The organism is Rhodococcus sp. PvP016, assembly GCF_017832185.1.
Lineage (GTDB): Bacteria > Actinomycetota > Actinomycetes > Mycobacteriales > Mycobacteriaceae > Rhodococcoides.
This window is the reverse complement of record NZ_JAFIBH010000001.1, coordinates 2,552,187-2,572,259: the sequence shown is the minus strand read 5'-3', so window position 1 is coordinate 2,572,259 and position 20,073 is coordinate 2,552,187. Positions and strand designations below refer to the sequence as shown.

The following is a 20,073-nucleotide window of genomic DNA, read 5'->3' as shown; positions in this document are numbered from 1 at the left end:
GTCGGGACAGACCGCAGGATCAGCGGAAGTCTCGCGAACGCAGGAGGACGCGGAGGTCGAGGGTCTCGAGTTTGTCGGCCACCAGCGTCACCACCCCCTCGGCGTTCTGGACGATGCCGCGGATGAACAGAGCCTGCGACAACTGCGCCGCCGAGCGGTACTTCTGCCACAGTCCCACCGAACACACCACGTTGATCATCCCGGTCTCGTCCTCGAGATTGATGAACGTGACACCAGCCGCGGTGGCGGGACGCTGACGGTGGGTGACCGCCCCGGCCACGAGCACCCGATCTCCGTCGGCCACCGACAGTAGGCGGTCGGCAGGGACCACGTCCATCTCGTCGAGCCGCTCGCGCAGGAACTGGGTGGGATAGCTGTCGGGTGAGACGCCGGTGGCCCAGATGTCCGCTGCCGCCAACTCCCACGCACTCATCCCCGGGAGCGACGGCGCGCGCGTCGACGCACCCAGAGCGGGCAACCGATCGGGACGCTCGGCCGCCGCGGCCCCGGCGGCCCACAGCGCCTCTCGGCGTGTCACACCGAAACACGCGAGAGCGCCTGCGGTGGCGAGAGACTCGGCCTGCGTCACGCTGAGTTCGACGCGACCGGTGAGATCGAGCAACGAGGTGAACTGTCCGCCGGACACCCGCTCCGCCACGATCCGCTCGGCCAGTGCGGTGCCGATGGATCGGACGTCGGACAACCCGAGGCGCACCTCGAGGCCGTCGTTCTCGACGGTGGCGTGGGCAAGGCTGGCGCACACGTCGGGACCGTGCACGAGTACGCCGTGCCGCCGGGCGTCGGCCACCAGTGACTGCGGCGAGTAGAAACCCATGGGTTGCGCGCGGAGCAGACCGGCGCAGAACGCGGCGGGATGGTGCAGCTTGAACCACGACGAGTAGAAGACCAGCGACGCGAAACTTTGCGAATGACTCTCGGGGAAGCCGAAATTGGCGAAGGCATAGAGCTTGTCGAAGATGCGGTCCGCCTTGTCGCCGGTGATGCCGTGCAGGTCGCGCATCCCGTCGTAGAAACGCTGACGCATGCGGTCCATCTTCTCCGGACTGCGTTTGGACCCCATGGCCCGACGCAGTTGGTCCGCCTCGGTGGCCGAGAACCCCGCGACGTCGACGGCCATCTGCATCAGCTGCTCCTGGAACAGCGGTACGCCGAGAGTGCGCTCGAGTGCCCGCTCGAGCGACGGGTGATCGAAGGTGACGGGCTCGAGTCCGTTGCGGCGCCGGACGTACGGGTGCACCGAATGTCCCTGGATGGGTCCGGGTCTGATGAGGGCGACCTCGACGACCAGGTCGTAGAACTCCCGCGGTTTGAGTCGCGGGAGCGTCGCCATCTGAGCACGCGACTCCACCTGGAAGACACCGACGGAATCGGCGCGCTGCAGCATCTCGTAGACCGCGGCCTCGCCGAGGTCGAGTTCGGCGAGATCGACGTGCAGTCCCTTGTGCTCCTTCACCAGATCGATCATGTAGTGCAGCGCCGAGAGCATGCCGAGCCCGAGCATGTCGAACTTCACCAGACCCACTGCGGCACAGTCGTCCTTGTCCCACTGCAGCACGGTGCGGTTCTCCATGCGCGCCCACTCGACGGGGCACACGTCGGCGATCGGCCGATCGCAGATCACCATGCCGCCGGAGTGGATGCCGAGATGCCGCGGGAAGTTCTCGATCTGCGCGGCGAGTTCGAGCACCGGGAGCGGGATGGTGGTCTCGCGGGCCTCGGCGGACAGGTCTCGCCCCGGCACCCCCGACCAGCGGGTGATCTGCTTGCTCCACGCGTCCTGCTGACCCTGCGACGCCCCGAGCGCCTTCGCCATGTCGCGTACCGACGACTTCCCGCGGTAGGTGATGACGTTGGCCACCTGCGCCGCGTAGTCGCGGCCGTACTTGGCGTAGACGTGCTGGATGGCCTCTTCACGACGGTCGGACTCGATGTCCACGTCGATGTCGGGTGGGCCGTCGCGCTCGACGGACAGGAACCGCTCGAACAGCAGACCGTTGCGCACCGGATCGACGTTGGTGATGCCGATGGCGTAGCACACCGCAGAGTTGGCCGCGGATCCTCTTCCCTGACACAGGATGTCGGCCCTCTTGCAGAAGTCGACGATGTCGTGGACCACCAGGAAGTACCCGGGGAAGTCGAGTTCGGTGATGACGGCGAGTTCTCGGTCGATCTGGGCGTAGGCCGCAGGTTCGTCCTCGCGCCGACCGTAGCGTCGCTCGGCACCGCGCATCGTCAACTCGTGGAGCCACGTGATCTCGGTATGGCCCTCCGGCACGTCGAACGGCGGCAGCTGCGGCGCGATGAGGTGTAGGTCGAACGCGCACTCCTCCCCCAGCACCGCGGCGTGGGACACGGCGGTGGGATAGGCGGAGAACATCGCCGCCATCTCGGACCCGGAGCGCAGATGGGTTCCGCCGAGCGGCGGGAGCCACCCGGATGCATCGTCGAGACTGCGCCGCGCACGGACCGCGGCCATGGCCATCGCGAGCCGGCGCCGACTCGGCCGCGCGAAGTGTGCCGACGTCGTCGCGATGACCGGGAGCGAGAGGCCCGCGGCGATGTCCGCCAGGGTGTCGTTGCGATCGTCGTCCTCGGCGACGCCCTGCCGCGTCAGTTCCACCGTCACACGGTCTGCGCCGAACCGCTCCACCAGGTCGCGCAGCGCCTGCTCGGCAGCTGCGGGACCACCCTCGCTCAGCGCGCGACGCACGCTGCCCTTGCGGCACCCCGTCAGGATCTGCCAGTGCCCCCCGGCCGCCTCGGCCAGCGAATCGATGTCGTATCGCGGGCGACCCTTCTCCCCACCGGCCAGATGCGCGGCGGCGATCTGGCGGGACAGGCGCCGGTACCCCTCCTGTCCGCGCGCCAGCACCAACAGATGCGTTCCGTCCGGATCGGCTGCGCCGGTGCGTGATTCGGTCGGCATTCCTGGATCACCGAGCGACAACTCGGACCCGAAGACGGTCTTCATCTCCAACTCGCGTGCCGCCTCCGCGAACCGCACGACGCCGTACATGCCGTCGTGATCGGTCAGCGCGATGGCGTCCAGACCCAGCCGTACGGCCTCCTCGACCATCTCCTCGGGCTGGGAGGCGCCGTCGAGAAAGCTGAAGGACGAGTGGGCGTGCAGTTCCGCGTAGGGAACGGTGTCGCGCGGCCGCACCACCGCACCCTCGTAGGGATCACGCTTGCGCGACCAGGCCGGACTGTCACCGCCGTCACCCATCGCCAGCGGATCGATGACACGAGGCTTGCCCGAGAGCAACCGCTCCATCTCGGTCCACGTGGGCGGTCCGTCGTTCCATCCCATGACGCACCCTCGTCCGCTTGCTGGAGAACTTGTGTTCGAACGTATGTTCCCATTGGACCACCACCTCCACTCCGGCGGCAAGTCGACGGAAACCGTGGTCTCGCCCGGAACCACACCCCCACGGGGACACCCGGTACGCAAGGTGCCGAATGGTCCGCTTCCGTTGCACACTTCCCCTGGAAGCGACCATCGACGACGAAGAGGACATGCCGTGCGAAAACTCACCCGAACCCTTCTCGGCACTGCAGCAGCGATTCCCCTGGCCCTCGCCACTCCCGGTCTCGCTGCCGCGGCGGAACCCACCGACGTCACCTACGCGTTCGCTGTCGACGGCACGTCCGTCACCGACACCATCACCTCTGCTGCCGACGACACCCTCAGCTGTGCCACGTCGTTGGCACCCGCACCTGACGGTGTTCTGCCGCCGCTGGAAGACGTTCTCGGACCCGGCCAGACCCTCTACGACGGCGGCGACATCGAACCCGGCACGTCGACCCAGACGGTGTCCGACGTACCTCCCGGCTCATACGTCGTGCTGGCCACCTGCGCCCTCCAGGACGGCGACGCAACCGAGGCGATGTGGGTGTCCGACTACCCCGGCTTCGCTGAGTACATGGCCACGGTGTTGCCCTGGACCGTCTACACGGTCCAGCAGGCGTCGACGGTGATCACGGTGCCCGGGGCAGCACCGGAACCGGCTTTCCCGTCGCTCGACGACCTTGCGGAGGCCTTCGGAAGCTGACCTGTCAACCGTTCGACGTCGGGTTTGAGGAAGGGACGAATCGGGCACATCACGGCGATGTCGACTGCCGAACATGCGCCCACCGCCACAGTATTCGCGCCGTCCCCGCTGCTGACCATCACCCTGGACGCAGCGCCGAACGGCGACACCGAACTCCACGTGCACGCCGGCGGCCAAGGCCACTGGATCGCCCGCATGGCCACCAACCTCGGCATGGACGTGACGCTGACCGGCGCGTTCGGCGGCGAGAGCGGCGGCGTGCTGCGGGATCTGATCCACCGCGAGGGAATCACCGTGCGTGCGGTGGACGTCGGCCACGAGTCCGGGTCCTACATTCACGACCGGCGGGACGGCGACCGCACCGAGGTGGCGACGATCGATCCCCCGCACCTCGCCCGGCACGCGCTCGACGACCTCTACGGGATCACCCTCGAGTCCGGAGCCTCGTCCGACATCGTGCTGCTGGGGGGCCCGCACACCGGGTCGGTGGTGCCCGCGGACTTCTACCGGCGGCTCACGACCGATCTGCGATCGCTGTCGAAGCCCGTCGTCGCGGATCTGTCCGGACCGACCGCGACGGCGGCTCTGCAGGGCGGGCTCACGGTGCTCAAGATGAGCCACGAAGACCTCATCGAGGACGGGCGCGCGGAGTCGGACGACCCGGACGTCCTCATCGACGCGATGCGCGCCCTGCACGACGAGGGTGCCGACATCGTGGTTCTCTCCCGCGCGGCGGACCCGGCGCTCGCCCTCGTCGACGGCACGGTGCTCGAGGTGGTCACTCCCGACCTGGAACAGACGGACCACCATGGTGCGGGCGACTCCATGAGCGCCGGCATCGCCACCGGACTCGCCCGCGGCATGTCCATCGAGGAGGCACTCGCCCTCGGCGGCGCCGCCGGCACCGCCAACGTGACCCGCCGCGGACTGGGTACAGGACAGCTGGGGCTCGTCGAGACCGTGATGGCGACGGTCGAGGTACGCCCCTTCTCGTCCTGACCGGCTGTACCCACTCGCAGGAGGCACACGTGCGCGTGCTCATCACGAACGACGACGGAATCGACAGTCACGGGATCGCCGTGCTCGCTCGGGTCGCCGTCGAGGCCGGTCACGACGTCGTGGTGGCGGCGCCGCACGAGGAGCGCAGCGGTGCGAGTGCGTCGCTGTCGGCGCTCCAGAACCGCGACCAGCTCGTGGTCTCCCGCGCGTCGGTCGCCGACCTGGACGTCGACGCGTTCGCCGTACAGGCCTCGCCCGCCATGATCGCGTTCGTCGCGACGCGCGGAGCATTCGGTCCGCGGCCGGACATCCTGCTGTCCGGCATCAATCACGGTCCGAACACCGGCTCCGCCGTCCTGCACTCCGGCACCGTGGGGGCGGCCCTCACCGCGTCCACCCACGGGGTTCCGTCGATGGCCCTGTCCCTCGCCGGCCTCGACACGGCGTCTCTCGCCGCGCCTGGCGACATCCACGACCAGATCGACCGTGAGGTCGCCTCGGGCGCTCCGAGCTGGGACACCGCCCACCTCGTGGCCCGGCGCGCACTCGACTGGTTCGTCGACCACGGTGCAGCGGACTGGGTTCTCAACGTCAACATCCCCCCGGTCGCGCCATCGGAGCTCCGCGGCATCCGCCCGGCCGACCTCGCTGCCTTCGGCGCCGTCCAGGCGGAGATCGGCGACACCGACGACGAGTTCGTCACCGTCCGCTTCGACGCCATCCACGCGCGGGACGACGATGACAGCGACGCCGGCCTCGTCGCCCGCGGATGGGCGACGACCACTGCACTGCGACCCCCGTCGAGGGTGGACGTCGACCTGGCCGGGTTGGAGTGATCGCGTCCGTCGTGTCCAAGTGAGGAGGAGGCGACCGTCACTCCCGCGCCCGCTCTCAGAGCTTCCCCATGACAGTTCACTACAGTCACAGACGACCGTCGATGCTCGACCTGACCGAGATGGGGATTTTCTGTGACTCGCTGGGCTTCGTTCGTGGTGTCGCGGGCACGGTGGGTCCTGACCGCCGCGATCGTCATCGTTCTGGCAGGTGCCACGTGGGGACTCGGGGTCTTCGGCAGCCTCAGCCAGGGCGGATACGAGGATCCCGGCAGCGAGGCCGTGCAGGTCGCCCGACAGATCCAGGGCCTGGGAACCGCCGCACCGGACATCATCGTCATCTACTCCGCGCCCGACGGCCGCACGCTCGACGACATCGGGGCGGACGTCACGCCGGTGCTCGACGCGTTCCGGGCGGAGGTGGGTCCGAACGACATCACCTCCTACTGGACGGCCGGACCGGTGCAGAAGCCGTTCCTGGAGAGCAAGGACGGCACGAAGGGACTCGCGACCGTCACCCTCGGCGACGCCAGCGGCATCACCGTCGCGTCGTTCTCGGAGTTGCTGCCGAAGCTCGAAGTCGCCGGCATCGACACGCAGTTCGCGGGCGCCTCCGTCGCGGGGGTCTCCTTCAACACCCAGCTCCAGGAAGATCTGGTCCGCGCCGAGATCATCGCGATCCCGATCACGCTGATTCTTCTGGTCATCATCTTCGGCGGCGTCGTGGCCGCCGCCGTCCCGGTGATCGTGGGGGCGCTCTCGGTGGCCGGCGCGCTGACCGTCCTGCGCCTCTTCACCACGTTCACCGAGATCAGTTCGTTCGCCGTCAACGTCGCCAGCCTGCTGGGTCTCGGCCTCGCCATCGACTACGGACTCTTCATCGTCAGCAGGTTCCGCGAGGAACTCAGGGGCGGAGCCACGTCCCACGAGGCCGCACGACGCACAATGCTGACCGCCGGGCGCACCATCGTCTTCTCCGGTCTGCTGCTCATCTGCGCCTTCGCGGGGATGCTCGTCTTCCCGCAGGCCATCATCAGATCCCTCGGCTTCGGTGCGATGGCGGCTGTCGGATGTGCGGCTCTGCTGTCGTTGACGGCTGTGCCGGCCGTCCTCGCCATGCTGGGTCACCGCATCAATGCCATCACCTGGTCGAGGACCGCCTCGGATCGCGGAGATGCACGCGCACACAAGTTCTGGGGCGGCGTTGTCACGAAGGTGATGAAGCGCCCCATCACCGTCGCCACCCTCATCATCGTCGGCCTGCTGGTCGTCGCCGCACCGCTGGTCAAGGCTCAGTTGGGCGAGGTGTCCTACACCGCGCTCCCCGCCGACGATCCCGCGCGTATCGCGTTCGAGACCCTGTCCTCGGACTTCAGCAGCACCGGTGACAGCGCCACCATTGTGTTGGACGGAGAGTCGGCGCGGCCGGACGGCCCCGCCATCAACGCGGTCACGACGGCTGCTCGCGCGGTGAGCGGTATCGCGAACGTCCAGTTCGGCACGGCCAGCGGCGACTTCGTGGTCATCAACGCGACGTTCTCGTCGGACGTGTCCCAGGAAGCGCAACAGGATGTGGTGCAGCAACTCCGCGCGATCCCGGCACCCGACGGAACCGACCTGACGGTGGGCGGAGCGGCGGCCCTGGTCCTCGACGGCAACAACGCCATCGTGAACTGGCTGCCGGTGATGCTCACCATCATGGTGGTGTCGACGCTGATCCTGCTGTTCCTGGCGTTCGGCTCCGTGGTGCTGCCGATCAAGGCAGTCGCGATGGCGGGACTGAGCATGGCGGCGACGTTCGGAGCTCTGACGTTCATCTTCCAGGAGGGCCACGGGGCGGGCCTGCTCGGCGTCACACCGGCACCGCTGGAGGCGACCTTCGTGGTTCTCATCCTCGCTGTCGTGTTCGGCCTGTCCACCGACTACGAGGTGTTCCTGATGTCCCGCATGGTGGAGGCGCGCACCGCCGGCGCCACCACGGAGGAGGCGGTGCTGATCGGCGCCCAGCGGACCGGCCGCATCGTGACCGCGGCGGCGTTGATCCTGATCATCGTGACGGGGGCGTTCTCGATGTCAGGACTGTCCATCATGCGATTCCTGGGTGTCGGCATGATTCTGGCGTTGATCATCGACGCCACGATCATCCGTATGCTGCTGGTTCCGTCGCTGGTCAAGCTCATGGGCGAGGCCAACTGGTGGGCACCGGCCTGGATGCGGAAAGTCCACGCGAAGGTGGGTATCGGTCACTGACACCGCCCGTTCTTACTGCGCGGTAAGGTGCCCGCCATGAGCGACTACGTGGTCACCGGCGGCACGGGATTCCTCGGCCGGGCGGTCGTGCGGAGAATCCTGGAGCGGGACGCGAGTGCGACGGTGCACGTGCTCGTGCGCCCGGGCTCGGTCGACCGTCTGCGAGCCTTCGCGGACGGGGCGGCAGGCGGCGAGCGGATCAGCCCGCTGGTCGGCGACCTCGAGGAACCCGGTCTCGGTATCGACGCGTCGGCCCTGCCCGACGTCGGCCACGTGGTGCATCTCGGCGCCGTCTACGACCTCACGGCAGGCGACGAACAGCAGGCGACCAACGTGCAGGGCACCGCGGCGGTGGCCGCGCTCGCCGTCCTGCTCGGGGCGACGATGCACCATGTGTCGTCCATCGCGGTGGCCGGAGACCATCGAGGGGTGTTCACCGAGAACGACTTCGACCTCGGTCAGAACTTCCCGACGCCGTACCACCGCACCAAGTTCGAGGCGGAGAAGCTGGTCCGCGCGACTCCGGGCCTCACCTGGCGGGTCTACCGACCGGCAGCGGTGGTCGGCGATTCGACCACCGGGGAGATCGACAAGATCGACGGCCCGTACTACCTCTTCCGGCTCATCTCCCTGCTCGCCGAGTTGCCCTCGGCACTTCCGATGACGGTGCCCGCACTCGGCGCGACCAACATCGTCCCGGTCGACCACGTCGCCGACGCGCTGGTCGCCCTCCTGCACGCCCCGGATCTCGACGGCCGCGTGTTCCACCTCGTCAACCCGCGTCCGCAACCGATGCGGGAGATCTACTCCGCTCTCGCCGACGCGGCCGGCGCACCCCGCGCCGTGGGGAGCATTCCCGGCTCCGTCGTCACGCCGCTGCTCCGCTCGACCAATCGTCATGTCGTGGCCGCCCGCGACGCGGTGTTCGAGAACTACGACATCCCGCCCGTCATGGCCGAGCACCTCACGCTGCCCACCCGGTTCGACTCGACCCTCACCCGTGCTGCACTGGACGAAGCGATGGGCGAGAACAGGAGCCGGGTACCGGAGTTCCGCACGTACGCCCCCGCACTGTGGTCGTACTGGCGTGCGCATCTCGACCCGTACCGGGCGCGACGCGACGATCCGGCCGGTCCGCTGGTCGACCGACACGTCGTCATCACCGGCGGTTCCTCGGGTATCGGCAAGGCCTCGGCCTTCGCGGCGGCGCGCAAGGGGGCTCGGGTCATCCTCGTCGCCCGCGACGAGGAGAAGTTGACGGCGGTGGTCGAGGAGATCCGGGCGACCGGCGGCGACGCCCACGGCTACGTCTGCGACATCACCGACGACGCGTCCGTCGCCGAGACCGTGCCCGCGATCCTGCGCGACCACCACCACGTCGACATGCTCGTCAACAACGCGGGCCGATCGATCCGGCGCTCGCTCACGCTCTCGACCGACCGTCTGCACGACTTCGAGCGGACCATGGCCGTCAACTACTTCGGTGCGCTCCGCCTGATCCTCGCTCTGCTCCCCCACATGCGCGAGCGGAAGTACGGCCACATCGTCAACATCAGCAGCGCCTCGGTGCAGAGCCATCCGCCGCGCTTCGCCGCATACGTGGCGAGCAAGTCGGCGCTGGACGCCTTCACCTCGGTCGCCGCGTCGGAGACTCTGGCGGACGGCGTCTCGTTCACCACCGTGCACATGCCGCTGGTCGACACCCCGATGATCGCCCCGACCGGCAACAAGAACGTCAACAAGGTCGAGACGCCGGAGAAGGCCGCCGCGATGGTGATGCGGGCACTGATCGAGAAGCCGAAACGCATCGACGTTCCCACCGGGACCGCCGCCGAGTGGGGCAACCTGCTGATGCCTCGCTCGAAGGACCGCGTACTGGCGTCGTACTACAAGGCGTATCCGGACAGTGCCGCCGCCAAGGGAATCACCGACACCAGCTCGTGGTCGTCCGGTCCCCGCGCACCGAGGAAGAACCGACGCGAGTTCCGGATGCCCCGGGTCGTGCGGCGGGCCGGACGATGGGTTCCCGGCGCGCACTGGTGATGTCACAGATGCTCGCTCTCCCTCGTCCTACTCTCGAACGGGTTCCACCGAGGACTCGCACGAGGGAAGGATGACGCCATGCGGATCGCAGTGGCAGGCGGAACGGGCGCAGCGGGGCGGCACGTGGTGGAGCAGGTGCGGGCCCGAGGACACACTCCCGTGGTGCTCGCGAGATCGGCCGGTATCGATCTCACGCGGCCGACGCCGGAGCTCGACCGGGCACTGACGGACGTCGACGCGGTAATCGACGCCGCGAACGTCACGACGATGTCGGCGCGCGCGTCCGAGGAGTTCTTCGGCGCCGTCACGTCGACGTTGCTCGCCGCCGGGGAGCGCACGGGAATCCGTCACCACGTGGCGTTGTCCATCGTGGGGTGCGATCGTGTCGATTACGGCTACTACGCCGGTAAACGTCTGCAGGAGAAGCTCGTACGCGAGTCGACGCTGCCGTGGACGATCCTGCGTGCGACGCAGTTCCACGAGTTCACCGGCCAGGCTCTCGCGATGACTCCGGGTCCGGTCGCAATGGTCCCGACGATGCGGAGTCAGCCGGTCAGCACCGCCGAGGTCGCCGCCCACATCGTCGACCTGGCGGTGGGGACACCGCTCACCTCCGTCGTGGAGTACGCCGGTCCGCGCCCGGAGTACCAACCCGATCTGGCGCGCAGGCTGCTGCGCGCGCGTGGATCGAAGCGACTCGTCCTCCCCCTGCGGCTGCCGGGCGCCGGGGGTCGCGGCATGGCGAACGGTGGGCTCCTACCCGGTCCGGACGCGGCGCACGGCGACGAGACGTTCGACCAGTGGCTCGCGCGCGTGGGTGCCTCGACCCGGTGAGTGTCACCGACGACTTCGTCCGCGTCCGCCCACGGCTGGTCCGCATCGCCTACGCGGTGCTCGGTTCCCACGCCGACGCCGAGGACGTCGTGTCCGACTGCTGGCCGAAACTGGTCGCGGCCGATGCGACGTCACCCGTTCTCGACGTCGAGGCGTGGGCGGTGGTCGCTGTCTCCCGCGCCGCACTGGACGTGCTGCGGTCGGCCCGCGTGCGACGAGAGACGTACGTGGGACCGTGGTTGCCCGAGCCGTTGGTCGGTCCGGCCGACTCGCCGCCGGACCGGGTGACGCTCGACGAGAGCGTGCGCTTCGCGCTCATGGTGGTGCTCGAGACGCTGTCCCCGGCCGAACGCACGACATGGGTCCTGCACGACGTGTTCGACGTCCCGTTCGACGAGATCGCGCGCATCGTGGGCCGCACTCCGAACGCCGTGCGGCAGCTCGCGTCTCGCGCACGGCGGCACGTGACGGAGGGGGCTCCACGTTTTGCGGTGTCGCCCGAACTGCACGCCGGTGCCGTGCGTGACTTCACCCGTGCCGCCGGTACGGGAGCGCTCGCCGACCTGCTGACGACACTCGATCCGAACGTGGTGCTGGTCAGCGACGGCGGCGGAATCGTCTCGGCGGCGCGGCGTCCCGTGATCGGTGCCGACCACGTCGCGAGATTCCTCCTCGGTATCGCGACCAAGGTCGGCGACACGCTGCGGCTGTGTCCCTGCCGAGTGAACGGCAGGACGGGCCTCGCTCTGATCGTGGGCGGTGTCCTGGCCGGAGTCGTGTCGTTCGAGGTGGCTCCGACCGGCCGGGTGACCAGGATCGACATGATCCGCTCACCGGACAAACTCGCGCTGGTCGACCCCTCGGTCTGGCAGGGCTGACCCGACAGCTAGCGGCCGATCGAGTCGAGGGACGCGAGCGTGCGCACCACCGCGCTCGCGGCCTCGACGCCCTTCTTCTCGAGGTGCTCCGCGAAGAAGTTCGTGTGATCGGCGTGCTCGTGGAAGTGGTGCGGGGTGAGGACGACCGAGAACACGGGCACGTCGGTGTCGAGCTGCACGCGCATCAGACCGTCGATGACAGCGGTCTCGACGAAGTCGTGGCGGTAGATCCCGCCGTCGACCACGAGTGCCGCCGCGACGACGGCCGAGTACCGGCCGGTGAGCGCGAGTCGCTTGGCGTGCAAAGGGATCTCGAACGCGCCGGGCACCTCGAACGTGTCCACGTCGCGCCCGAACTCGCGCACGAAACCCTGGCGCACCCGGTCCACCAGTTCGCGATGCCAGGTCGCCTGGACGAAGGCCACCGAGGGAGTCGCGTCCGTCGTCATCGAACGGGCGCAAGCACGGTCAGCACCGGCGCCGCGGTGACGATCGAGCCGAGTTCGCTGCGGCCCTCGGGCGTCGCCCGGAACGCGCGGTAGGCGGCGTCGGCCTCGACGCTGGCCCAGCTCTCGACGATGACGACGTGCGCCGGATCCTTCACGTCCGCCGTCACCTCGACACCGAGGCATCCCTCGAACGCGCGGGTGGCGACGAGGGTCTCGTCGATGATGCGGTGCGACTCCTCGAGCCGGGCGGGATCGAGACGCAGTTCGAGCAGAGCGGTGATGGCCACGGGACGTCCGTTCGGTCGGGGATCGTTGTCGATCCCAGTTCACCACGCGTGTGGTCAGCCCCAGTTGGCGGCATCCGTCAGACAGAACGGATGGCCGGCCGGATCGAGGAGAACGCGCCACGTCTCACCCGGCTGTGGTTGGGCGAGCGTTGCCCCCAGCTCGATCGCGCGGGCCTCGGCGGCCGGGATGTCCTCGACCGCTACGTCGAAGTGGAACTGCTTGCTCCCGTCGGGGTTCGGCCAGGCGGGTGGCCGATAGCCGTCCACGCGGCCGAAGCCCAGCGCCGGGCCTCCGTTCGCGGCAGAGAGCATGGCGTAGTTCTCGCCGTCGCCCATCGTCTGGGTCAGACCGAGGAACGCCGCCCAGAACTCGGCCACAGGAGGAACCTCGGCACAGTCCAGAGTCATCATCGCCAGTCGCGTCGTCGTCATGACCCCAGCCTCCCTCACCATCGGGACCGTGACTTGAACAAACGCGCCACCTCGAGCGGTACGGTTCGCTCCGTGACGGAGGATCCGTTGACCCGAGCAGGCCGACGCGCGCAGTCGGCGATTCTGCATCCCGCACGTGCGGACGGCCGAATCATCGTCGGCCGGTCCCTGCCTCCCGACGACCTCGCGACCGTCGTCGACTACTTCTGGTGGGTGGAGTGGCACTGTCCCGAACCACACGTGCAGGAGGTCGTTCCGCGCCCGGTGATCCATCTGACGGCGGAGTCTCGGAACGGCGCTCCGCGGCTGCTGGTGCACGGCGTGATGCGACATCGCTTCGAGCGCACCCTCGTCGGTGACGGGCGCACGGTGGCAGCAGCGTTCCGTCCCGGGGGTTTCCGCCCGGTCCTCGGCCGGCCCGTGAGCTCGATGACCGATCGGATCGGGACCGTCGAGGAGGTGCTGGGGACCGACGATCGCCGACTCGCCAGTCTCCTGCTCGTCCCGGACGCGGACGTCACCGCGTGTGTGGACCGGCTGTCCTCGTGGCTGATCGAGCGGACCGGGGCGGCCGATCCTGTCGCCGCCGACATCGCGGACCTCGTGGAACTGGCCGAGACGGACACGACCATCATCCGGGCGCAGCAGCTCGCGGATCGCGCGGGAGTGAGCCTGCGGACGCTGCAGAGACAGTTCGCCGACCATGTCGGCGTCGGGCCCAAGTGGGTGGTGCAGCGGTGCCGACTCCTGGACGTGGCGGGCGCCGCGCACACCGGCGGCGCGGTGGACTGGGCAGCGCTCGCGGCCGATCTCGGGTACGCGGATCAGAGCCATCTCGTCCGGGCGTTCACCGCCCTGGTGGGCAGTCCTCCCGCGCGCTACCGGGCGAACACCTGACTCACCCGTCCCGCGTGTGCGCTTCCCGTGCCTCGTCGACGAGGCGGTGGATACGGCGTGCGACCTCGTCCAGCTGATCGACGATGTCACGCCGAAGTTGGTCCACCGCATCCTGATCCAGCGGCACCGTGGGCGCACGATCGGGGTCACCGATCTCGATGAGCAGCTCGATGTTGGTGCGCAAGGCGGTGAGCGGTGCCAGCAGCTCGGTACCCGCGTCGACGATGAGGTGGTTCTGCGCGAGCCGTGAGCGTTGCAAGGCCGCCAACATGTCGTTGAACCGATCGGCGAGGTGCGCCAGCTCGTCGTCACCCACCACGGCCACCGGACTGAGGTCGCCGGTCTCGGTGATCCGCCGCGTGGCGCGGGTGAGCCGGCCGACCGGGCGCAGGCCCGTCCGCGCCACCAGGTATCCCGACAGTCCCGCCAGCACCACCAGTGCGCCGCCCACCGTGACGAAGATGAGGAGCAGTCCGCTCATCACCCCGTCGAGCGACCGGTAGGACTCTCCGACCAGCACGGTCGACCCACTCGGCGCCTTCTCGATGGCCACCGCGTAGCCGTTCAGATCGGTGACGACGCGGTCCGACTCCCCCGCGACCACCGACGCGACCACCGGTTCCAGCACGCCGTCGGGCGAGGCGAACGGAGTGAAGCTTCCGGACGCGGAGTACACGTCACCGTCCGCGCTGACGATGCCCACCTGCAGATAGCGTCCCGCGCGAGGTCCGGCGGCGAAGCCGAAGGCCGCGGGCGAGAGCCCGGAGGAGTCACTGGCGATCAACTTGTCGGCGTCCCGGCCCACCCGATCGGCGAGCTGCGCACGCAGTGCGTCCTCGGTGACCATGTAGATCACGAAGGAGCAGATCGCGACGGCCAGCGCCGCCACGCTCACCGTGAGAAGTCGGATACGACTCCGCAGCGACAGCGTCGCCGCGCGGGGCCGGGTGACGGTCATGACACGACGGTAACCGGCGGATCGCTCGGCGGCCGTGCGGTTCTATCGACCGCGTGCGAACCGATCCCGCACGGCTCGGCCCCAGATGGGAAGGAAGCCGACCGTCATGTAGGCCAACGGTCCCACCGTCCCGCCCCACTTGACGATGCTGAGCGCACTCGACACGGTCGCCGTCGCGTCGGTGATGCGGCGGGTGTCGCGGTGGAGGTAGAGGTTGACGACGTTCTCGGTGATGTCCGCGGTGGCCGCGACGGCCGGGGCGGCGACGAGCACCGCGCGCAGCGACCGCGACATCGGGACCAGCTCGGCGAGCCGCACGGCGCCCAGCCGCAGCGCCGCCGCGTACAGCACCGGGTGGTGGAAGTTGGCGTGGTATCCGTTGGTCAGCTCCCGCGCCGCGCGTGGACTCATGCCGTCGACGACCGACCGGTAGCGCGCACCCGACGGGCACACCTGCAGTTGCGCGTAGGCGGCCCCGCCCTGGCCGGTCACCCTGATGAGGCTGAGCTCGGACACGGCGTACATCAGGGCCCGAGCAGCGAGTTCGCCGTCGGTCCGGGTCACGGTGAACTGCTGGGTGGGTGCCGTCATGCGCCGACCGTAACGACTGTGGTCGCGAGGGACGGCGAGGACGTCGTCGATTCTGGACGCCTCACAGGGCGCGGGGAGTTTCCTGGTGCTCGGCGAGGAACGGGCCGACCGCGGCGTCGAAATCGGCGAACCGATCCCGATGCACACTGTGCCCGCTGTCCACGGCGACGACCCGGCTGCGCGGCACCAGCGCCGTCATCGCCTCGAGGCGCGCGCGGTCGACCATGCCGGTGGGACCACCGACGACCAGCAGCACGTCACTCTCCATGTGCGCCAGCGCATCCCACCACAGCGGATCGGGAGCGCGGAACTGGGTGAGCGCGGACGACGTCATCGACCGATCGAAGGCCAGCACGGCGCGCGGGTGGCGGATCACGCTGGTCGTGGCGTGCAGCAGTTCGCGCGCGGACGGGAACTTCGTCGTGATCGACGGGGTCTCGTCACCGGGACGGATGGGGAGTGGTGCTTCCTCGACCACGAGCTTGCGCACCGTCGTCGGACGGCGTTGCGCGACGAGCGTCGCGGCGTGGCCTCCCAGGGAGTGGCCGACGAGGTCGACGCGGGTCAGCGAGAGATGATCCAGGAGCGCCTCGAGGTCGTCGCCGAACTCTCCGAACAGGTAACTCCCTGCGCGTCCGCTGCGGCCGTGCCCGCGGAGGTCGGGGACGACGACACGGCGACCCCGCCGAACCAGCGTGCGCGCGAACGTGTCCCAGGTGTGACCGTCGCCGCCCATGCCGTGCACCAGCACGACGGGCGACCCCAACACGTCGGTACCACCGGAATCTCGATAGTGCAGCCGCACGCCCCCGGCGTCCACCGCACCGTCCGTCATGATCATCGAGCCATCCTCCCAGAGGCGCCGACTCTCACTCGTGGAGCATCGGCACCGACGTCTGCTCTTCTCGCCCGAGCAGCACACCGCGCGTGAGCGCGGAGGTGCCGAACCGGCGTTGCACTCCGTCGAGCGCCTCGTCCAGGGCCGTCCGGTCGATGGTCGGATGCTCGTCCTCCGGCGTCTCGAACGGCAGCTCGAGCTGCATCGCGGCGCCGTCCTCCAGATTCGACACCGCCACTCCGACGAGGGTGAGGCCCTGCATCGTGATGGTCGACATCGATGCGCCCAGCAGCGATCGGGCCGCGGTGAGCACGACGTGGGTGTCGGCCGTCGCGCGGCTCAGCGTCGTGGATCGCGTCGCTCGCGTGAAGTCATCGAAACGCAGGCGCAGCGTGATCGTGCGACCTGCCCAGTGACCCTTCCGCATGCGGTGGGTGACACGGTCGACCAGTCCGACGAGGGCTGCGTCGATGTCCGCCGGGGTCTTGTGACGACGCCCCAGAGCATGTTGGGCGCCCACCGACCGCCGGCTCCTGCCGGTGCTCACCCGGCGCGCGTCGACACCGTTCGACAGGGCGTGCAGGTGCCGACCGGCGGCCGATCCGAGGACGGCGGCCAACGCGCCCTCGCGGTGCGCGGCGAGATCACCGATGGTGCGGATGCCCTGTGCGTGCAGCTTGTCGGCGGTGATCCTGCCGACGCCCCACATACGCTCCACCGGAAGCGGATGCAGGAACTCGAGCTCACGGTCCGGCGGAACCTCCAGCAGGCCGTCGGGTTTGGCGACGGCACTGGCGATCTTGGCGAGGAACTTGGTACGCGCCACCCCGACGGTGATGGGGAGACCGACGTCCTCCGCCACTGTGCGACGCAGGTCCCGAGCGATGTCCGACGGCGATCCGGACAGCCGCGCCAACCCGGTGACGTCGAGGAAGGCCTCGTCGATGGAGATGCCCTCGACCAGCGGGGTGACGTTCTCGAACACCTCGAAGACGTCCTTGCTCGCCTGCGAGTAGGCGGCCATCCGGGGCGGCACCACCACCGCCTGCGGGCACAGAGCGCGCGCCTGCCGGCCACCCATGGCCGTCTTCACGCCGAAGGCCTTGGCCTCGTAGCTCGCCGCCAGAACCACACCCCCACCGACGATGACGGGTCGCCCGCGCAGCGACGGATCGTCCCGCTGCTCCACCGAGGAGTAGAAGGAGTCGAGGTCCGCATGCAGGATCGTGGCCTCGCCCGTGCGTTCGCGTGCGCGTTCCGCCGTCATTCGTAGATCCCTTCCACGAACCATCGTCCACCGTCGTGCAGGACCAGCAGGGCACGGGTGTCCTCCAGCAGCACCTGCGCCCGCGCCACCTGGCGGGCCGTGGAGGTGGCGCCGAGATCCCACCACCGCTCGTCCGCCGCCCACGGTCCCGCCCAGCCGTGCAGTACCCAGCTCCGCGATCCCCAGTCGACCCGGCCGGGCACGCGATCGAACATGCCGCGCTCGGTGACCTGCACCGCCACTCCCGACTCGTCGGTCACGGCGATCTCCGGACGCGTCGGCATCAGCGCCGAGGGCGACGGGGACGGCAGCCGGCCGGGCCACGGAGCGGAGGGATCAGCATCGGGCACCGGCTCGTCGCCCCACGGCAGCATCGTCACGCGCTCACCCGGCCCCCGACCACCGCTGAGCACACCCACCTGGACGGCGTCGCCGCCCAGCAGACCCTGCACCCGCACCAGGGCACGGCGGGCCCGCTCGTCCTCGTCGCCGACGCCGCCCCACAGTCCCAGCTGCAGCGCACCCGCCGACACCACCTCCACCGGCTCGAGACGCAGCAGAACGATGCCGGCGGTCGGCTTGTTCTCACTGCGGCCGGTGAGCCAGCCGTCGAGCTGCCACCGCACGCGATCCGCGGTGCCCTCGGGAGTGAGCGGTTCCGCACATCGCCACGTGCGGGAGAGGTGTTCACCGTTGGCCGTGGTGGCCTGCACCAGCAACCGGGTGCAGGCCACGGCCGCGGCCGACAGCGTCACGTGCAGCCGCTCGGCCAGGGCACGACCCGCGAACGCCGCCGCGTCGACGCGATCGATCGGAGGGTCGCAGCGGTACTCGACCTCCAGGTCGGGAGGAAGCACGCGCGCCGAGGGCGGCCGTTCCGGCTCACCTCGCGCGCTGCGGTGCGCGAGGACCGCGTCGGTGCCGAAGCGGGAGGCCACGTCCACCGGTGACAGTGCCCCGAAGTCCCCCACCGTGCGCAGACCCAGCCGCACCAGCAGATCCACCAGGTCCACCCGCTCCGGCGCCGCGAGAGACGGTTCCGCCGACAACTCGGCCACCGGGAGCGGAGCCAGGAACTGCGCGCCGCTCCCCCGCGGCACGATCGCGCCGTGCCGAGCCGCGACGACGGCCGTCGACACCTCGTCGGCGATCCCCACCTGGCACTCGACACCGACCGCCGCGACGGTGTCCACCAGCTGCTCCGCCGCGGCCTCCTCCGAACCGAAGTACCGCGCCGCACCGCGCGCCGACAGCAGCAACAGGCCGGGCCGCAGCACCTCGATACCGGGCACCACCTCGTCCACCGCCGAGGCGACCGGCTCGAACAGTCGCGCGTCACGATCCGGATCCGCCCGCGCCACATACAGTTCCGGACAGCGGGCCTGCGACTCACGACGACGTCCGCCGCGACGGACCCCCTCGGCGCGTGCCGTCGCGGAGCAGGCGACGACGCGATTGGCGGAGACCACCGCCACCGGCGACGAGGCCGGGATCTCCGCCGCGGCGGCAGCGGCCACGGCAGGCCAGTCGGGGCACCACAGAGCCAGTACCCGGCTCCGACGGTCGGTGCTCACGACGGCAACGCTTCCAGCACCGGATCCCGATGCGACACGGTGGAATCGGCCGGTCCCCACTCGACCCCGTCGCCCGTGGACGTCAGGGTCAACCGGCCGGTCCGCGGCCGGACGGCACGGCCCTGCACCTCGACGCCCAGATGCACGGCGCGCACCCGGCCGTGACCCGTACGGGCCCCCGAGCCGAGCCCGCCGTACCCGCGGATGCGGGCGTCCAGCCGGAGCTCGGCGCCGTCCCAGCGTCCGTCGGTGACGATCAGCGTGGCGCCCTTGTTGCGCGCCCGAGCGACCACCGCCCGTGCTCGCGACGGCGGTACCGACATACCGCCCAGCCCCAGCACCACCAGATCGATGCCGTCGAGCAGCACGGCAGCGACCTCCACCGGGTCCGGCCCGGGATCCGGGACCAGCGCCACCCGCTGCAGATGCGCCCCCATCTCCGACGCCGCCAACAGTCCCAGCCGCGGCAAGCCGATGACGGCGGCGTGCCGTCCCGATCCGGTGACCGACGCCAGGATCCCGAGCAGCAACGATCCGGCGCCGGACACCGAGACCACCGTGCCGCGGGCCAACCCACCCTCGGGGAGCAGCGCCGACAACGCCTCCGGGACCGGGAGAACCGGGCGGACCCGGGCCGGCGCAGGATCCGGGGCAGGTGCGGTGGCCGTGAGGGTGACCGGTGCGGCAGGAGCGGGGGCATCGGCCACACGCGCAGGTGAGGACCGGATACGACGACGCAGGAACTCGATCCGCTCGGCGCGGGACAGCCCTTCGAGGCCTTCGAGATCAACGGAAACAGGCATACTCACTCCCCGGTCGGGACGGTCGAGACTGCGTTGGAGACCCGGGGGAAGACCGAGAATTCGAACA

At 69.7% G+C, this 20,073-nt stretch carries 18 protein-coding genes; 8 read left to right on the top strand and 10 right to left on the bottom strand.

The genetic code is table 11. The annotated features are described in order from the left end of the window. Nucleotides 1-19: 19 nt before the first annotated feature. Nucleotides 20-3,331, bottom strand: coding sequence for an error-prone DNA polymerase (locus tag JOE30_RS12115; RefSeq protein ID WP_204866923.1), 3,312 nt, complete (start codon nucleotides 3,329-3,331; stop codon nucleotides 20-22). Nucleotides 3,332-3,542: 211 nt separating this feature from the next. Here JOE30_RS12115 and JOE30_RS12110 point away from each other — a divergent pair, with 211 nt between their 5' ends. The 7 genes from JOE30_RS12110 to sigJ all read left to right on the top strand — a co-directional run bounded on the left by JOE30_RS12110 (nucleotide 3,543) and on the right by sigJ (nucleotide 11,910). Next, nucleotides 3,543-4,073 carry a hypothetical protein gene (locus tag JOE30_RS12110; RefSeq protein ID WP_204866922.1) on the top strand — a complete coding sequence of 177 codons (531 nt, stop codon included), beginning with the start codon at nucleotides 3,543-3,545 and terminating at the stop codon, nucleotides 4,071-4,073. Between the two features lie 57 nt (nucleotides 4,074-4,130). Next, nucleotides 4,131-5,072, top strand: a complete 942-nt coding sequence (locus JOE30_RS12105; RefSeq protein ID WP_204866921.1) for a 1-phosphofructokinase family hexose kinase — start codon at nucleotides 4,131-4,133, stop codon at nucleotides 5,070-5,072. 29 nt (nucleotides 5,073-5,101) lie between these two features. Beyond that, complete coding sequence (gene surE, locus JOE30_RS12100; protein ID WP_204866920.1) at nucleotides 5,102-5,908, top strand: 5'/3'-nucleotidase SurE; 807 nt, start codon at nucleotides 5,102-5,104, stop codon at nucleotides 5,906-5,908. Between the two features lie 132 nt (nucleotides 5,909-6,040). Beyond that, nucleotides 6,041-8,155: an MMPL family transporter gene (locus JOE30_RS12095; RefSeq protein WP_204866919.1), complete on the top strand. Its 2,115-nt coding sequence runs from the start codon at nucleotides 6,041-6,043 to the stop codon at nucleotides 8,153-8,155. A gap of 36 nt (nucleotides 8,156-8,191) precedes the next feature. Beyond that, nucleotides 8,192-10,198 (top strand): SDR family oxidoreductase, encoded by a 2,007-nt coding sequence (locus tag JOE30_RS12090; protein WP_204866918.1) that lies wholly within the window; start codon nucleotides 8,192-8,194, stop codon nucleotides 10,196-10,198. A 78-nt stretch (nucleotides 10,199-10,276) separates the two neighbouring features. After that, nucleotides 10,277-11,032: an SDR family oxidoreductase gene (locus tag JOE30_RS12085; RefSeq protein ID WP_204866916.1), complete on the top strand. Its 756-nt coding sequence runs from the start codon at nucleotides 10,277-10,279 to the stop codon at nucleotides 11,030-11,032. Continuing rightward, on the top strand, nucleotides 11,029-11,910 hold the full coding sequence (sigJ, locus tag JOE30_RS12080; RefSeq protein WP_204866915.1) for an RNA polymerase sigma factor SigJ: 882 nt from the start codon (nucleotides 11,029-11,031) through the stop codon (nucleotides 11,908-11,910). Before JOE30_RS12085 ends, sigJ begins: the two co-directional genes overlap by 4 nt. Nucleotides 11,911-11,918: 8 nt before the next feature. Here sigJ and JOE30_RS12075 read toward each other — a convergent pair whose 3' ends face one another. From JOE30_RS12075 to JOE30_RS12065, 3 genes are read right to left on the bottom strand one after another with little or no spacing between them, the layout of a single operon-like run. Continuing rightward, nucleotides 11,919-12,359 carry a 6,7-dimethyl-8-ribityllumazine synthase gene (locus JOE30_RS12075; protein WP_204866914.1) on the bottom strand — a complete coding sequence of 147 codons (441 nt, stop codon included), beginning with the start codon at nucleotides 12,357-12,359 and terminating at the stop codon, nucleotides 11,919-11,921. Next, nucleotides 12,356-12,646: a putative quinol monooxygenase gene (locus JOE30_RS12070; protein WP_027503772.1), complete on the bottom strand. Its 291-nt coding sequence runs from the start codon at nucleotides 12,644-12,646 to the stop codon at nucleotides 12,356-12,358. The genes JOE30_RS12075 and JOE30_RS12070 overlap by 4 nt, the downstream gene beginning before the upstream one ends. 54 nt (nucleotides 12,647-12,700) lie before the next feature. Further along, nucleotides 12,701-13,078, bottom strand: coding sequence for a VOC family protein (locus tag JOE30_RS12065; RefSeq protein ID WP_204866913.1), 378 nt, complete (start codon nucleotides 13,076-13,078; stop codon nucleotides 12,701-12,703). 72 nt (nucleotides 13,079-13,150) lie between these two features. Here JOE30_RS12065 and JOE30_RS12060 point away from each other — a divergent pair, with 72 nt between their 5' ends. After that, nucleotides 13,151-13,975, top strand: a complete 825-nt coding sequence (locus tag JOE30_RS12060) for a helix-turn-helix domain-containing protein (protein WP_307806155.1) — start codon at nucleotides 13,151-13,153, stop codon at nucleotides 13,973-13,975. A 1-nt stretch (nucleotide 13,976) separates the two neighbouring features. Here the strand turns inward: JOE30_RS12060 and JOE30_RS12055 are convergent, their stop codons facing one another. From JOE30_RS12055 to JOE30_RS12030, 6 genes are all read right to left on the bottom strand, one after another. Beyond that, the gene (locus JOE30_RS12055; RefSeq protein ID WP_056442464.1) at nucleotides 13,977-14,933 is read right to left on the bottom strand and encodes a sensor histidine kinase; all 957 of its coding nucleotides are present in this window, start codon (nucleotides 14,931-14,933) and stop codon (nucleotides 13,977-13,979) included. Nucleotides 14,934-14,975: 42 nt separating this feature from the next. After that, nucleotides 14,976-15,524 (bottom strand): hypothetical protein, encoded by a 549-nt coding sequence (locus JOE30_RS12050; RefSeq protein WP_204866912.1) that lies wholly within the window; start codon nucleotides 15,522-15,524, stop codon nucleotides 14,976-14,978. Nucleotides 15,525-15,585: 61 nt separating this feature from the next. Further along, nucleotides 15,586-16,365 carry an alpha/beta fold hydrolase gene (locus JOE30_RS12045; RefSeq protein ID WP_204866911.1) on the bottom strand — a complete coding sequence of 260 codons (780 nt, stop codon included), beginning with the start codon at nucleotides 16,363-16,365 and terminating at the stop codon, nucleotides 15,586-15,588. A gap of 28 nt (nucleotides 16,366-16,393) precedes the next feature. Next, nucleotides 16,394-17,629 (bottom strand): DNA polymerase IV, encoded by a 1,236-nt coding sequence (gene dinB / locus JOE30_RS12040; protein ID WP_204866910.1) that lies wholly within the window; start codon nucleotides 17,627-17,629, stop codon nucleotides 16,394-16,396. Beyond that, a complete protein-coding gene (locus JOE30_RS12035; RefSeq protein WP_204866909.1) occupies nucleotides 17,626-19,203 on the bottom strand; it encodes a DNA polymerase Y family protein in 1,578 nt (525 codons plus the stop codon). The genes dinB and JOE30_RS12035 overlap by 4 nt, the downstream gene beginning before the upstream one ends. Further along, on the bottom strand, nucleotides 19,200-20,006 hold the full coding sequence (locus JOE30_RS12030) for a hypothetical protein (RefSeq protein WP_204866908.1): 807 nt from the start codon (nucleotides 20,004-20,006) through the stop codon (nucleotides 19,200-19,202). The genes JOE30_RS12035 and JOE30_RS12030 overlap by 4 nt, the downstream gene beginning before the upstream one ends. Between the last annotated feature and the right edge of the window lie 67 nt (nucleotides 20,007-20,073).

Coding starts and splice junctions, on each gene's coding strand:
- JOE30_RS12115 (WP_204866923.1), bottom strand. CDS start 3,331: ATGGGATGGAACGACGGACCGCCCACGTGGACCGAGATGGAGCGGTTG.
- JOE30_RS12105 (WP_204866921.1), top strand. CDS start 4,131: ATGTCGACTGCCGAACATGCGCCCACCGCCACAGTATTCGCGCCGTCC.
- JOE30_RS12090 (WP_204866918.1), top strand. CDS start 8,192: ATGAGCGACTACGTGGTCACCGGCGGCACGGGATTCCTCGGCCGGGCG.
- JOE30_RS12085 (WP_204866916.1), top strand. CDS start 10,277: ATGCGGATCGCAGTGGCAGGCGGAACGGGCGCAGCGGGGCGGCACGTG.
- JOE30_RS12075 (WP_204866914.1), bottom strand. CDS start 12,359: ATGACGACGGACGCGACTCCCTCGGTGGCCTTCGTCCAGGCGACCTGG.
- JOE30_RS12065 (WP_204866913.1), bottom strand. CDS start 13,078: ATGACGACGACGCGACTGGCGATGATGACTCTGGACTGTGCCGAGGTT.
- JOE30_RS12055 (WP_056442464.1), bottom strand. CDS start 14,933: ATGACCGTCACCCGGCCCCGCGCGGCGACGCTGTCGCTGCGGAGTCGT.
- JOE30_RS12050 (WP_204866912.1), bottom strand. CDS start 15,524: ATGACGGCACCCACCCAGCAGTTCACCGTGACCCGGACCGACGGCGAA.
- JOE30_RS12045 (WP_204866911.1), bottom strand. CDS start 16,365: ATGATCATGACGGACGGTGCGGTGGACGCCGGGGGCGTGCGGCTGCAC.
- dinB (WP_204866910.1), bottom strand. CDS start 17,629: ATGACGGCGGAACGCGCACGCGAACGCACGGGCGAGGCCACGATCCTG.
- JOE30_RS12030 (WP_204866908.1), bottom strand. CDS start 20,006: ATGCCTGTTTCCGTTGATCTCGAAGGCCTCGAAGGGCTGTCCCGCGCC.